Source organism: Mesorhizobium sp. A556, from assembly GCF_054489545.1.
Genome location: NZ_JBTMXA010000009.1, coordinates 50,802 through 64,599 on the forward strand (window position 1 = coordinate 50,802; position 13,798 = coordinate 64,599).

General features: G+C 63.0%; 10 protein-coding genes and 1 tRNA gene. 6 read left to right on the forward strand and 5 right to left on the reverse strand.

Going from position 1 to position 13,798, the window contains the following annotated elements:
* Positions 1–31 precede the first annotated feature (31 nt).
* The gene (locus ACX3P0_RS17495; RefSeq protein WP_459080320.1) at positions 32–739 is read right to left on the reverse strand and encodes a GntR family transcriptional regulator; all 708 of its coding nucleotides are present in this window, start codon (positions 737–739) and stop codon (positions 32–34) included.
* Positions 740–892: 153 nt separating this feature from the next.
* On the opposite strand from ACX3P0_RS17495, the gene ACX3P0_RS17500 reads away from it, so the two are divergent.
* From ACX3P0_RS17500 to ACX3P0_RS17510, 3 genes are all read left to right on the forward strand, one after another.
* On the forward strand, positions 893–2,251 hold the full coding sequence (locus tag ACX3P0_RS17500) for a glutamine synthetase family protein (RefSeq protein WP_459080319.1): 1,359 nt from the start codon (positions 893–895) through the stop codon (positions 2,249–2,251).
* A 1-nt stretch (position 2,252) separates the two neighbouring features.
* On the forward strand, positions 2,253–3,557 hold the full coding sequence (locus ACX3P0_RS17505) for an NAD(P)/FAD-dependent oxidoreductase (RefSeq protein ID WP_459090425.1): 1,305 nt from the start codon (positions 2,253–2,255) through the stop codon (positions 3,555–3,557).
* 84 nt (positions 3,558–3,641) lie between these two features.
* A complete protein-coding gene (locus ACX3P0_RS17510; protein WP_459090427.1) occupies positions 3,642–5,618 on the forward strand; it encodes an AI-2E family transporter in 1,977 nt (658 codons plus the stop codon).
* Between the two features lie 7 nt (positions 5,619–5,625).
* Here the strand turns inward: ACX3P0_RS17510 and ACX3P0_RS17515 are convergent, their stop codons facing one another.
* Complete coding sequence (locus ACX3P0_RS17515; RefSeq protein WP_459090429.1) at positions 5,626–5,877, reverse strand: DUF1127 domain-containing protein; 252 nt, start codon at positions 5,875–5,877, stop codon at positions 5,626–5,628.
* Between the two features lie 176 nt (positions 5,878–6,053).
* Here ACX3P0_RS17515 and ACX3P0_RS17520 point away from each other — a divergent pair, with 176 nt between their 5' ends.
* Together ACX3P0_RS17520 and xseA are read left to right on the forward strand one after the other, a co-directional pair.
* On the forward strand, positions 6,054–7,010 hold the full coding sequence (locus ACX3P0_RS17520; protein ID WP_459090431.1) for a LysR substrate-binding domain-containing protein: 957 nt from the start codon (positions 6,054–6,056) through the stop codon (positions 7,008–7,010).
* Positions 7,011–7,056: 46 nt separating this feature from the next.
* On the forward strand, positions 7,057–8,637 hold the full coding sequence (gene xseA / locus ACX3P0_RS17525) for an exodeoxyribonuclease VII large subunit (RefSeq protein ID WP_459090433.1): 1,581 nt from the start codon (positions 7,057–7,059) through the stop codon (positions 8,635–8,637).
* 83 nt (positions 8,638–8,720) lie between these two features.
* On the opposite strand, the gene ACX3P0_RS17530 is transcribed toward xseA, so the two are convergent.
* The 3 genes from ACX3P0_RS17530 to ACX3P0_RS17540 form a co-directional block, all read right to left on the reverse strand.
* Positions 8,721–9,026: a DUF768 domain-containing protein gene (locus tag ACX3P0_RS17530; RefSeq protein ID WP_459080314.1), complete on the reverse strand. Its 306-nt coding sequence runs from the start codon at positions 9,024–9,026 to the stop codon at positions 8,721–8,723.
* Between the two features lie 133 nt (positions 9,027–9,159).
* A tRNA-His gene (locus ACX3P0_RS17535) sits at positions 9,160–9,236 on the reverse strand.
* A 354-nt stretch (positions 9,237–9,590) separates the two neighbouring features.
* Complete coding sequence (locus ACX3P0_RS17540) at positions 9,591–10,040, reverse strand: phasin (protein WP_459080313.1); 450 nt, start codon at positions 10,038–10,040, stop codon at positions 9,591–9,593.
* 258 nt (positions 10,041–10,298) lie between these two features.
* On the opposite strand from ACX3P0_RS17540, the gene ACX3P0_RS17545 reads away from it, so the two are divergent.
* Positions 10,299–13,688 (forward strand): histidine kinase dimerization/phospho-acceptor domain-containing protein, encoded by a 3,390-nt coding sequence (locus tag ACX3P0_RS17545; protein ID WP_459090435.1) that lies wholly within the window; start codon positions 10,299–10,301, stop codon positions 13,686–13,688.
* The last annotated feature ends 110 nt before the right edge of the window (positions 13,689–13,798 follow it).

Here is a 13,798-nt window from a genome sequence, read left to right on the forward strand (position 1 = left end):
GGAATCCTGCCTTCGACGCGGTTCGCGACCTTTAGCGCTGCCCGCGTTGACGCCACTCGACTTCCAGGAAGCGCTTGCGGCCAAGATGGCCGGCACCTTCCTGGATGTCGGCGCAGATGGCGTCCTTCAACGCCTGCGCGTCCTTGGCGCGGATCGCCTCCAGCGCCTCAAAGTGCCGGTCCACCCGATAGCTTTCATCGAGGTTTTCGGTCGCTTCGCGCATGAAGGGTCCAAGCCGCAGCCACACCGATTCGATCAGCACGAGCAGGACCGATGAACGGACCTCGTACAGGCATCGGTGAAAGGCGAAGTTGCGCTCGATGCCGAGTTCGATGTCGCCGGCCGCATAGGCGGCGTCGATCAGCCCGTCCAGGTGCTGCAGTCGGTCGAGCCGCAGATAGTCGATATGCGGAAGCGCACGTTCGGCGGCCAGCGTTTCAAGCGCGATGCGCGTCGCGATGATTTCGTCGAAACGCTCCGGCCCGATGTCGGGCACGCGCACGCGCCGGTTGTCGAGATATTCCAGCGCGCCATCGGCGATCAATTGGTGCAGGGCCTCGCGCACCGGGGTGGCGCTGACCTCCAACCCTTCGGCGATGCCGGCAATGGTGATTGGAAGGCCGGGGGGAAAGCGCCCGGTCATCACCGACTTGCGCAGACACCGGTAAACCCACTGCTTCATGGGCTCGGCGGCGAGCTTTTCTTCGCGGGCGATCGAGGTCGCTTTTGGTTCTGGCACTGGCCTTAACCTCAAATTTGGCGCTCTTTAGCAAAGCGCACCGCGCAAGCCTTTACATATATGATCATATTACCTTAGATTGTGATCATAAAATTTCCAAGTGCGGCAATACAGGCCAGATAGCGGAACTATTTTTCGCAACCACGGTGGACCATGATTGATGAGCAAGAAGCCCGCGATTTCCTAGACAAAAACCCTGATATCGAAGTGCTGGAAGCCTTCGTTATCGACGTCAACGGCGTGCCGCGCGGCAAATGGATTCCGCGCGAGCGTTCGGTGGAGGTGTTGACCAACGGCATGGCGATGCCGCGTTCAGTCTATGCACTCGACGTCTGGGGACGCGACGTCAATGCGGCCGGCCTTGCCGAAGGAACCGGCGACCCCGACGGCCTGTGTGTTCCTGTTCCGGGAACGCTGGCCCGCATAAGCTGGCTGAAGCGGCCGACGGCGCAGGTGATGTTGAGCATGAACGGCCCGGACCGGGGCCATTTCTATGCCGATCCGCGCCAGGTGCTGGCGAAAGTCCTCGACCGTTTCCATCAGATGCGGTTGACGCCGGTGGTCGCCACCGAGCTTGAATTCTACCTGATCGACCCTGTTCGCTCCGCGCTCGACCCGGTTCGTCCACCGCATACGCGAGAGGGCCGTTGGCACACCGGCCAGACGCAGGTTCTGTCGATTGCCGAATTGCAGGATTTCGAGGACGTCTTTCACGAGATCGATTCGACCTGCCGCGAGCAGGGCGTGCCCGCCGACACCACGCTGCGGGAGAACGGGCCGGGCCAGTACGAAATCAACCTCAACCACGTGCCGGATGCGCTGCGCGCCGCCGACTACGCCGTGCAGTTGAAGCGGATCGTCAAGGGCGTGGCGCGCAAGCACGATCTGGACGCCACCTTCATGGCCAAGCCCTATGGCATGCAGGCCGGCAACGGCATGCATGTGCATTTTTCCATGCTGGACGAGAACGGCAACAACGTCTTCGTCGATGAAAATGGGCCGTCCGACCTGCTCATGCAGTCGGTCGGCGGACTGCTGCGCTACATGGGCGAAAGCACCGCGATCTTTGCGCCCCATGCCAATTCCTACCGCCGGCTCAAGCCCAGCGAGCACGCGCCGACCTTTGCTTCGTGGGGCTTCGACAACCGTTCCGCGGCGGTGCGTGTCATCACGGCGAGCAGGCCGGCCACCCGCATCGAGCACCGCGTCGCCGGCGCCGACAGCAATCCCTATCTCGTGCTCGCCATGATCTTGCAGGCTGCCTATATGGGCATGAAGGAAAGACTGGATCCGGGCGGGCCGATCAGCGGCGACGAACATGCCATCGACAACGAGCCGCTGCTGACGAGTTGGGACAGCGCCGTCCAGCGCTTCGCCACTTCCGGCTTCGCCTATGGTGCGGTCGGTCCGGAATTCCGTTCGCTTTACTCTGCCTGCAAGCGCCAGGAACTGGATGAATTCTCGATGCGCGTCACGGACGTCGAATACGACGCCTATATCAGGACCGCTTGAAATGGCCGCCCGTATTTCGCCCGTCCCCAATCCGGGGCACGCCGACTCCTGGTACGCGGCGTCTGCCAACGACCGTCGCGTGCGTGAAACCCTGACCGAGGCGTTGAGCGCCGACATCTGCATCGTCGGCGCGGGCTTCACCGGCATATCGGCCGCCCTTGAGCTGTCCGAGCGCGGCTACAGCGTCGTGGTGGTCGAGGCCGAGCGCATCGGCTTCGGCGCGTCCGGCCGCAATGGCGGCCAGATCGTCAACGGTTATAGCCGCGACCTGGATACGATCGAGGGCCGCTATGGCCGCGACAAGGCGAACGCACTGGCGGCAATGTCACGCGACGGCGGCGACATCATTCGCGCGCGCATCTCAAAATACGGCATCGACTGCGACCTTCGCCATGGCGGCTTCTTCGCTGCCTTCACGCCCAAGCAGTTGCGCTATCTCGAAACGGTCAAGCACGGCTATGAGGCGCATGGCCTTGACGGAATGGAAATGGTGGCGCGCAAGGACGTCGGCCGCTATGTCCGCTCAAGCCGCTATGCCGGCGGCATGATCGACAGGCGCGGCGGCCATATCCATCCTTTGAACCTCGTGCTCGGCGAGGCCAGGGCGGCCGAAAGCCTGGGCGCGCGCATCTTCGAGAATTCCCGTGCTATCCGTGTGGAAACCGGCGGCAAGCCCACGGTCCATACCGACAAGGGAAGCGTTACCTCCTCCTATCTGCTGATTTGCGGCAATGCCTATCTCGGTGGCCTTGTTCCATCCGTGACCGACCGCATGATGCCGGTTTCGAGCCAGGTGATGGCGACCGAACCGCTTGATCCGGCGTTGCTGCGCGAATTGCTTCCGGCCGACTATTGCGTAGAGGATGCAAATTACGTTCTCGATTACTATCGGCGCACCAGCGACAATCGGCTGCTCTATGGCGGCGGCATCGGTTATGGCGGGCAGGACCCGGCGAATCTCACCGCAATCATACGGCCGAACATGGCCAAGACGTTTCCCGAACTTGCAAGCGCGCGGATCGACTATGCCTGGAGCGGCAATTTCGCCCTGACGCTGACACGTATCCCGCATGTCGGGAGGCTCTCGGACCACGTCTATTTCTCGCATGGCGACAGCGGGCATGGCGTGACGACCACCCATTTGCTCGGAAAGCTGCTGGGAGAAGCGGTGGCTGGCCACGCGGAGCGGTTCGACGTCTGGGCATCGCTGCCCAGCCTTCCTTTCCCGGGCGGCAAGACGTTCCGGGTCCCGCTCACCGCGCTCGGCGCATGGTGGTACGGCTTGCGCGACAGGCTGAGCCTGTGAACTGACATCTTGGAACCTTTGGGGTGTCATGTTTGTTGAGGGCAGCAGGCACGTCGATACCGATGGCGGGATGGGGATACCGGAATGAGTGCTGATCGCGATACCGCCTCGAAGTCCGGCTACGGCTCTTCGGTGACCGCTGACGGTATCGCCGCCCCGAGAATGGCCTTGCCGGGCGCGGTAACGCTGGTCGGGGTCACCGCCATTCTTTACCTCGGCCGGGACGTCTTTCTTCCGCTGGCGGTGGCGCTGCTTCTTACGTTCGCTCTGGCGCCGATCGTTTCGTTCTTGCGCAAGAGATCGCTGCCCAAGCCCATTGCCGTCGTCCTGACCGTGTTTATCGCGTTCGCCGCCATTGCCCTTTTGGCTACATTGGTTGCCACGCAGGTGACCAATCTCGCGCAGAACATCCCGACCTATCAGTCGAACATCGTCGCCAAGGTGCATTCGCTTAAGGAAATGGGCGCCGATGGCGGCATTATCGATCGGCTGAGCGGCGCGGTCCAGCGTGTCGGCGCCGAATTGCAAACGAGCGCGCAGCCTGCACAACCTGCCCATATTGCCCCCAAGGCAGAACCGCTGCCGGTCGAAATCGTGTCGCAGGAAAGCACGATCGAGACGTTGAAGAACGTCATCGTGCCGCTAGTCAGTCCGTTCGCCACGGCCGGTCTCGTCGTCGTGGTCGTCATCTTCATGTTGCTTGAGCGCGAGGACCTTCGCGACCGCTTCATCCGGCTTGTCGGCTATGGCGACGTTCATCGGACTACGGAGGCCTTGCAGGAAGCCGGAAAGCGGGTAGGGCACTATCTTCTCATGCAGTTGGTGGTCAACACGCTCTATGCCGTGCCCATTGCTGCCGGCCTTTGGCTGCTCGGTATCCCCAACGCTCTGCTGTGGGGGCTGCTGACGCTGGTTCTTCGCTTCGTGCCTTATATCGGGCCGGCTATAGGCATGTTGATGCCGCTGTTCCTGGCACTTGCGGTGGCACCCGGATGGTCGCTCGTCCTGTGGACCGGAGCGCTGTTCCTCTTCATGGAACTGGTCAGTGGAAACATTCTGGAGCCGCTGCTTTATGGCTCGAGAACCGGCCTGTCACCCTTGGCGATCATCGTGGCGGCGATCTTCTGGACGTGGCTGTGGGGGCCGCTCGGGCTGGTTTTGTCCACGCCGCTGACCGTGTGCATGGTCGTGCTTGGCCGCTATGTGCCGCAGTTCGAATTCCTTGAAGTGCTTTTCGGAAACGAGCCGGTGCTCGACCCGCATACGAGGCTGTACCAGCGCTTGCTGTCGGGCAATGTCGACGAGGCCACGGACAATGCCGAGGAGTTCTTGGAGAAGAAATACCTCGTCGACTACTACGACACGATCGGTATTCCAGCCCTGCTGCTTGCCGAGCAGGACCGGCAGCGCGGTGCCTTGCGCGACGAGCAACGCAAGCGCCTGGCAATGACCGCCCAGACGCTCGTCACGAACCTCGAAGACATCGCCGACGAAGAAGAAAATGAAGAAGATGGGAGCGAGGAAAATGCAAAGCCTTCCGACGCAGCGGGAGAGGACGACGACGACACGGCGGTCGACCTGCTGCCCGACGGCGAAGGCATGACGGTGCTTTGCGCCGGCGGACGCGGCGAGATCGACGATGCCGCCGCCGCAATGCTGGCCCAGATATTTGAGGTGCAAGGTGCCGCCGCTACGTCGATTACCCATGAGGGCCTTCAGCCTCTGGCGGCCCGCAAGCTTGTGCTGGACAAGGTCGACACCGTCATCGTGACGTTTCTCAACGGGACATCGGCAACCCAGGCCCGCATCGTGGTTCGCAGGCTGAAGAAGCTGCAACCGGGCCTGCGCGTTGGCGTTCTCGCTCCAGCCGAATGCGGTTTCGGCGAGGCCAAGGCGGAAAGCATAGGCGCCGATTTCATCGCGTCCAGTGCTTCGGAAGCGGCGATTGCCGGCTTGACGAAAGCCGCGCCGGTACGGCTGAAGAACACCGTCCGGCATATGGCAAGACGCAAGCCGACGTCGCGAAAAGCCGCTGTCGAAAAAGAGCCGTCGCCGGCGTGAGTCCGAATTAGCGCGCCGTCAGGCCGCGCAGGCGGGCCGTCGGATCGCTCCCGAAAGGAGCGTCGATGGCGGCGTGGAGGTCGCTGCGCGTCAGGCCTATATCGGCAAGCTCGGTGTCCGTCATTTCGCTCAGCCGATCAAAAGCGCGCCGGTTTTTCCACACGCGAAAGAAAGTTGCGATGCGCTCGAACACACGCAGCGCGACAGTCGGACGCCGGGCGGCATGCGTGTTGTCGGACGCGAAATCACAAGTGCTCATGGCCATGTTCCTTCATCTGCAAAGGCGCGCAAAACCCCTCGGTCACCGGGAGGATGGCGACCGCCAAGGCTCGATGCGGGCCTTTTCGTGGACGATGGTGTTTTGCCATCGGTGGATTGATTAATCCAACGAATGTTTCTAATCTTTACGATCAATATCAATGATGGATTGGACTCATGAAAGCGCCGCTCGATCTTGACCAGTTGCAGACCTTCATCGCTATCTCCGACACCGGCAGCTTTACCCGCGCCGCAGACGAAGTGAACCGGACCCAATCCGCGGTGTCCATGCAGATGCGCCGGCTGGAGGAGCGCATTGGCAAGCCGCTGTTCGAAAAGGATGGCCGCACCAACAAGCTGACGGAGGAAGGCGACAAGCTACTGTCCTATGCGCGGCGGCTACTTTTTCTCAACCGCGAAACCCTTGCCGCCTTCGACGATCAGCGCCTGGAAGGCACGATCCGCATCGGCACGCCGGATGACTACGCCGACCGGTTCCTGCCGGAGATCATGGCGCGTTTTGGCCGCTCCAACCCGCGTGTCGAAATGACCGTGATATGCGAACCGACGCCGGGTCTGGTCGAGCACCTCAAGCGCGGCAATCTCGACATCGCGCTGGTGACGCATAACGTAACGCGGGCGCAATCCGAGGTGGTGCGGCGCGAACCGCTTCTGTGGGTAAGTTCGGCCAACCATGCAACGCACGAGCAAACGGTGCTGCCCATGGCGTTCGGGCGTCCGAACTGCATCTGGCGGCGCGCTGCCTGCGATGTGCTCGACAATATGGACCGGGAATACCGCGTCCTCTTCACCAGTTTCTCGGCCACCGTCATCGCTGCCGCCGTGCTTTCCGGCCTGGCGATATCGGTGTTGCCTGAATGCGCGCTGCGCCCCGGCATGCGCGTCCTGGGCGAGGCCGACGGTTTTGGCGCATTGCCCGATTGCCACATCGCGATCATGCGGGGACAGAGTTCGCGCCCGGACATCGTCGAGGCGCTTGCGCGTCATATTTCGGAGAGCCTGGACAACATATCCGTGCCGCTCGGCGACGAAGCGGGAAGTTTCGATCTTTCCGCGCTGGCATTTTCGAAAATGAAGAAGCCCCGGTCCGCCCAACTCATGCCGGGATGGTAGCAGCGGCGGCCTTGACGCACCGCGCCGATAGAAGCTCAATCCGGCCATGAGCGAATTGGCATCCGAATCACGCACCAACGCTGCCGAATACACGGTGAGCGAAATTTCCGGCGCGCTGAAGCGTACCGTCGAGGACACATTCGGCAATGTGCGCGTGCGGGGCGAAATTTCGGGCTACCGCGGCCCCCATTCCTCCGGCCATGCCTATTTCGCCTTGAAGGACGACCGCGCCCGGCTGGAGGCTGTGGTCTGGAAGGGCGTGATGGGGCGGCTGAAGTTCCGGCCCGAAGAGGGCATGGAGGTGATCGCCACCGGCAAGCTCACCACCTATCCGGGTTCGTCGAAATACCAGATCGTTATCGACAATCTGGAGCCGGCCGGCGCCGGCGCGCTGATGGCCCTGCTGGAGGATCGCAAGCGGCGCCTGCAGGCCGAAGGCCTGTTCGACCCGGCCAGAAAACAGCTTTTGCCATACATGCCGCGCGTCATCGGCGTCGTCACCTCGCCGACCGGTTCGGTCATCCGCGACATCATCCACCGCATCAAGGACAGGTTTCCGCTGCATGTCATCGTCTGGCCGGTGCGCGTGCAGGGCGAGACATCGGGCGCGGAAGTGGCTGCCGCTGTGACAGGCTTCAACGCGCTGTCGCAAGTGAGCGGCATTCCAATCCCCGATCTGCTGATCGTGGCGCGCGGCGGCGGCAGTCTCGAGGATTTGTGGGGTTTCAACGACGAAGCGCTGGCGCGCGCGGTTGCCGCATCGAACATCCCGGTGATTTCGGCGGTCGGCCATGAGACGGACTGGACGCTGATCGATCTGGCTGCGGACGTTCGCGCGCCGACCCCGACGGGTGCCGCCGAAATCGCGGTGCCGGTACGGGCGGAACTCGAGGCGACGCTCGCCAGCCTGGCTGCGCGGTTGCGCAGTTGCGTTTCGCGTGGCGTCGACCGCAAGCGCCAGGCTGTTCGCGCGGCCGCGCGGGCGCTGCCTTCACCCGACCAGTTGCTGGCGCTGCCGCGCCGGCGTTTCGACGACGCCGTCAGCCGGCTCGACAGGGCGCTTGTCATCGGGGTCGAGCGCAAGCGGGCGCGGCTTGGTGGCGTACGGCTTTCGCCGGCTACGCTGTCTCGGCGCATAAACGAGGCGCGGACATTGACGGAACGCGACCTCGCGCGGGCGGGCGCAGCTTTCTTCGCCGTTGTGCGCGAGCGACGGACCCGGTTTTCCCACGCAGCCCTGCGGCTGACGCCAGCCCCGATCGAAAGACGGCAAAAACGGCAGGGTGAGGCGCTCACGGCGCTTTTCAGGCGCGGCGAGCACGCGATGTCTGCCAAGCTAGACCGATTGCGGGCACGGCTGACACAGGCGGATCGGCTGCTGGCGACGCTGAAATTTTCCGAACAGGCCATCCTCGATCGTGGCTACGCGCTGGTGCTGGATGCGTCCGGCGAACTGGTCAAGCGCGCGGCGAATGTGAAGGCCGGCGATGCCCTCGAACTGCGTTTTGCCGATGGCGGCGCAAGTGCGGTTGCGACGGGCGGTTCAGACAAGCCGAATCCGGCTCCAAGACAGGCGTCTCGGCCCGCCAAGCCGCGCGAGGGTGGCGGCCAAGGCTCGCTTTTTTAAGCCAGGTAAAGTTATAGGTGGGATGGGCTGGAGCGCTTTTTACCCAGCGCTACGAAATGCGCCGCGTGGCGCTCGGCGGCAGGTCAGCGCTTGCCGGTAGGCGTATTCTCGTTTTCGGCGGTCCTTGCCGCGGAAGAGTTCCGGTCGCCATCAGCGTTCTGCTCAGGCTTCGCAGCCTCGGCTGCTTCTTCGAGCTTGGCGGTGATGAGATCCTGAATGTCGCCGACCTCTTCCTGGATATCTTCAAGCGGAATGCCAGCCTCGGCGGCCTTTGCGGTGCATTCCTTGGCGAGCGTCTCGGCCTGCGTTTCGATGCGGGTTAGCTGGCATGGCGCATGAACCTTCTCGCCGATCCATTCCTGCAAAAATTCGATCGCGTGTTCGCTCATGCTGGCACCTGTTGCTGGCTTTGGCAGTTCGCTGACGTCAACGCGCAGAGCGGCGAAAAGATCACCATTTCGATGCGCGGGCGTAGTTCGGGAAAGATGCAGAATTCAAGAGAGTCCAATCCTTCAACAAGACTGGTACCGTTGGGTGGGCTCGAACCACCGACCTCCGGATCCACAATCCGGCGCTCTAACCAACTGAGCTACAACGGCACGATTACCTGGACATGATCGTGCTGGAATTTCGTCCTTGCCGATCATGCTCCCTTGTTCGGCGCTGCGTCCTTACGGGCATTCGAATCTTAATTCAAGACATTTGGGAAGGCAAAGCGCCTTCATGCACCGCTCTTGCCAAACGGCGGGCCCAAACGGCAGACAAAGAAAAAGGCCGGCGGGAGGAGGTGCCGGCCTTTTCCAGTACTTAGCCAGCGGGAGGAGGTGCTGGCCGCGTCGCCCGACAGGCGGAGGGAGGAGGAAACCACCCGCCGGGTATTCTGACCCCTAGATAGGGACGATTGTGCCCGAAGGAATGCGGCGTTTTGCAGCACACCCCTTCAGGCAGGAAAATCAGGCGACCTTGAGTTCCGAGAAAGCCTTCTCGACGGCAGCCTTGATCGGCTTGGAGGCGTCTTCGACAGCCTTGGTTGCGACGGTCTGGAAGTCCTTCGTCTGCTGCACGGTCGTCTCGACCTGCTTGCGTACGAAAGCGGTCTGCAATTCGATGACTTCCGACAGCGAACGCGCGCCGATCAGGGCCTCGAGGTGCGAGAAGCTTGCGTCGGCATTGGTGCGCAGCGCGGCGATGGTCTTCAGCGACAGGTCGCCGGAAGCGGACTTGGCCGTCTCATAGGTCGACTCGAGAGCCTTCTGGGTCTCTTCGGCGCCGGACTTGATCTTCGCATAGGCTTCCTTCGACTGCTCGACGCCCTTCTCGGCGAAGGCGCGGATCTGGTCGGTAGCCTTGCTTGCATCGAACGTGGGGAATTCAATGGTTTCGGCGGTCTTGGGCTTGTTCATCTCGGGCATCCTTCTGGGGAGCGGCTTTTGACAGGAAACACCGCTTCGTTCATGTATGGAACCTATATAGCGGCATTTATGGTGCATTGCAACATTTTTGTTGCGACGCACCATCGACGAGCCGGAGCGACGTTAACCACGCGGCCAAAATTCAATGGCCTCAACGCATGGATTGTGGACCTTCCGGCTGCGGACCTCTATTAATTAACAAAGCGTTAACCGCAAAATCGCCCGTATCGCGAGGGTATTCTCGAGCCCATGCCGCCAGACAGCTATTCGTTTCTCGATGTCGCCGTGCTTGACCCGGTTCGGCAGCGCTTTGCCTCGGGCGATGCGGTCGTCATTCTGTCAGTCGACCTCGAGCAGGTGATCTGGGCCAACGGGCCGGGTGCAGCACTGCTCGGTTATCCGGATATCGAGGCGACCATCGGCGCTTCGGCGCGGTTGCCGCTGATTGCGCGGCGGCAGGTCATGGCGACCGGCGGCTTCCCCGAGATTGGCAGCGACCGCGCCCTTCTGGTGAGGCTGGCGACAGGGGTGACGAGCCATGCCGTGCCGTTGCTGGCAAGCGCCGTCACCATGCCGGATGGAGAAAAGGCGATCATGCTGGCCGCGCCCCCGGCGCAGGCGGAACCCCCGGACACCGCAGAAAGCGCGCGCCGCGCCATCGCCGGCTTCAGCGAAGGCGGCCATTTCCTGGCGTTTGTCGACGGTGAAGGCAAGGTCGAGGCATCGTCGGCCGGCTTTGCGACTCTTGGCATCGCGCAGCAGACGCTGGTCGCGCTGGTGGCCGATGTCGCCGGCGGCCGCGACCGTATCGTCAAGCGTCTGGTTCCGGGCGAGGCCGGCGCCTATCCCGCGGGTTTCGCCCGCCTGACGGAGGACCCCGTGCGGCATTTGCTTGTCGTCATCGACGAAGCAAGGCTGGAAGGTGCCACGTCTTCCCACCCGGAAGCTGAACAGGAGGCGGAGGCGCTCGTAGCGCCCGGTTCGCAGGAACCGCAGGAGCATGAGGCGGATACGCGCCAAATGGCCCGCGAAAGCGCCACGTCGCTGCACGACCACTGGTATTTCAATACGGAAAACGAGGGGGAAGCCGCGCAGCAGCCTTCGCATCCCACACCCTATTCCATCGCGGAGGCAGAACGAGCCGCCGCGGAGAAAGCGGAAGAAAAACAAGACCTGCCGGCACCGGCTATCAAGCGCAACGCCCCGCCCGTACGCTTCGTCTGGCGCACGGATGCGGACGGGATGTTCAGCATGGTGTCGCCGGAATTCGTAGCGGTGGTCGGCGCGCCGGCGACCGACATCATCGGCCGGCGCTTCAAGGATGTTGCCACCGTCTTCGGTTTCGACCCGGCGGGCGAGATTGCCGATCTTCTGGAGCGGCGCGACACCTGGTCCGGCCGCTCGGTGCTGTGGCCCGTCGCCGGCACTGATCTCGCCGTTCCCGTCGATCTGGCGGCGTTGCCGGTCTATGACCGCAACCGGGTTTTCGAAGGGTTCCGGGGCTTCGGCGTAGCCAGGGTCGCCGATGCCGTGGCCGATCCGGAGGCAGTCGGGCTGGCGCTCGTCAAGACGACGCCCGAGCCGAAAGAACCGGCTATGGAAGGAAGCGAGCCCGCCGCTCCAAAGGAATCCGCCGATCCTTTCAAAGGGGAAGTGCCGGCGCTGACGATCGTTCCCAAGCAGGAGCGCCGCTTTGCCGACAAGGTGATCCGCTTGGCGGAACATCGCCAACCGGCCAACGACAAGGGGTTGTCCTCGCTGGAGCGCAGCGCATTTCGCGAGATCGGCGAGCGCCTGAGGAAGGACAGCACGCCCGGTTCCCGTGAGGATCAGCCGCGTGCACCGGAAAGCCCACCCGCGAAGGCCGAACCCGCCGACGCCGGGCCTGTCGCTTCCGTCCCGGAGGCATCTGACGCCGCGCCGCCAGAGGCCGACTTGCCAGTTGGGTCAGAGGCATCGGAAACGCCGGATGAACCCGATCGTCAGGTTGGCGGCAAGGCCCGCGAAACGACTTCCGGCTCGGTGCTCGACTATGCGGAAAACGGCAACGAAAGCACCGATGATTTGGCGTCCGAGCCGGAGTTAAAAGCCGAAGACTCGCCCTCGGCCTTCTCGACCGGGCGGGCAGGCGCAGGCACGCCCGACACGTCGATCCTTGGCAAGCTTCCCGTGCCGCTGCTGTTCCATTCCGGCGACAGCCTGCACTATGCCAACGATGAATTCCTGCACCTGACGGGCTATGAAACGCTTGCCGATCTGGAGCAGGCCGGCGGGCTTGGCGCCCTGTTTGCCGACCCCTATGCCCAGCAGGATGCGCCCGACAGCGCCGACCGTACGCTAAAACTCAAGACGCAGGACGGGCTGGAGTTCCCGATCGACGCCATATTGCGCTCGGTGCCATGGGGAGACGGCAAGGCGCTCATGCTGGTGGTGCGCCGTTCCGGCGACGACGGGCCGCAAGAGCCTGCCGCGCCACCGATTGTCGAGGCACCCGCGCAGACGCAGCCGGACCTGGCCGACCTCAAGGCGCGCATCGCCGAAATGCGCACCGTCATCGATACGGCGACCGATGGCGTCGTCCTGATCGACCGCGACGGCACGATCCGCTCCATCAGCCGTCCGGCCGAGGCGCTTTTCGGCTTCGACAGCGACGACGTGGCGGGCAAGCCGTTCGCCTCGCTGTTCGCCATCGAGAGCCAGCGGGCGGCGCGCGACTATCTGAACGGGCTTTCCGACAATGGCGTCGCCAGCGTGCTGAACGATGGCCGCGAGGTCATCGGGCGCGAAGCGCAGGGCCGCTTCATCCCGATGTTCATGACCATCGGCCGGCTGCCCAACGAAAGCGGATTCTGCGCCGTGGTGCGCGACATCACCCAATGGAAGCGGGCCGAGGAAGATTTGACGCAGGCGCGCGCTGTGGCCGAGCGGGCATCTTCCCAGAAGACGGACTTTCTTGCCCGCATCAGCCACGAGATCCGTACGCCGCTCAACGCCATTATCGGCTTTTCCGAATTGATGGTCGACGAGAAATTCGGGCCGGTCGCCAACGACCGCTACCGCGATTATTTGCGCGACATCAATCGCTCGGGCAACCATGTTCTCGACCTCGTCAACGACCTGCTGGACATTTCCAAGATCGAGGCCGGGCAGCAGGAAATGGACTATGAGGCGGTGTCGCTCAACGAAACGCTGGCCGAGACGGTGGCGATGATGCAGCCGCAGGCCAACCGCGAGCGCGTCATCATCCGCTCCAGCTTCGCCTCGAAATTGCCGGAAGTGGTGGCCGACCTGCGCAGCGTGCGCCAGATCGCGCTCAACATCCTGTCCAACGCCATCCGCTATACGCAGGCCGGCGGCCAGGTCATCCTTTCGACAGCCTACGAGCCGTCGGGCGACGTCGTCATGCGCGTGCGCGATACCGGCATCGGTATGAGCCAGGCCGAGATCGAGCAGGCGCTGAAGCCGTTCAAGCAGATCAACGCGCTGAAGCGCGGGCGCAATGACGGCACGGGGCTCGGCCTGCCCTTGACCAAAGCGATGGTCGAGGCCAACCGCGCCCGCTTTTCCATCAATTCGACGCCCGGCGAGGGCACGCTGGTGGAAGTGGCATTTCCCTCGACGCGGGTGCTCGCCGAATAGACGCGCTCCGTCGGGCAAAGAAAAAAGGCGTCCGCGAGGACGCCTTGAAATGATGAATGGGTCACAACGGGCTTGAGCAACATGCGTCCTCATGGGGTGAGGAGCGGGAT

Coding starts and splice junctions, on each gene's coding strand:
- ACX3P0_RS17500 (WP_459080319.1), top strand. CDS start 893: ATGATTGATGAGCAAGAAGCCCGCGATTTCCTAGACAAAAACCCTGAT.
- ACX3P0_RS17505 (WP_459090425.1), top strand. CDS start 2,253: ATGGCCGCCCGTATTTCGCCCGTCCCCAATCCGGGGCACGCCGACTCC.
- ACX3P0_RS17510 (WP_459090427.1), top strand. CDS start 3,642: ATGAGTGCTGATCGCGATACCGCCTCGAAGTCCGGCTACGGCTCTTCG.
- ACX3P0_RS17515 (WP_459090429.1), bottom strand. CDS start 5,877: ATGAGCACTTGTGATTTCGCGTCCGACAACACGCATGCCGCCCGGCGT.
- ACX3P0_RS17520 (WP_459090431.1), top strand. CDS start 6,054: ATGAAAGCGCCGCTCGATCTTGACCAGTTGCAGACCTTCATCGCTATC.
- xseA (WP_459090433.1), top strand. CDS start 7,057: ATGAGCGAATTGGCATCCGAATCACGCACCAACGCTGCCGAATACACG.
- ACX3P0_RS17530 (WP_459080314.1), bottom strand. CDS start 9,026: ATGAGCGAACACGCGATCGAATTTTTGCAGGAATGGATCGGCGAGAAG.
- ACX3P0_RS17540 (WP_459080313.1), bottom strand. CDS start 10,040: ATGAACAAGCCCAAGACCGCCGAAACCATTGAATTCCCCACGTTCGAT.
- ACX3P0_RS17545 (WP_459090435.1), top strand. CDS start 10,299: ATGCCGCCAGACAGCTATTCGTTTCTCGATGTCGCCGTGCTTGACCCG.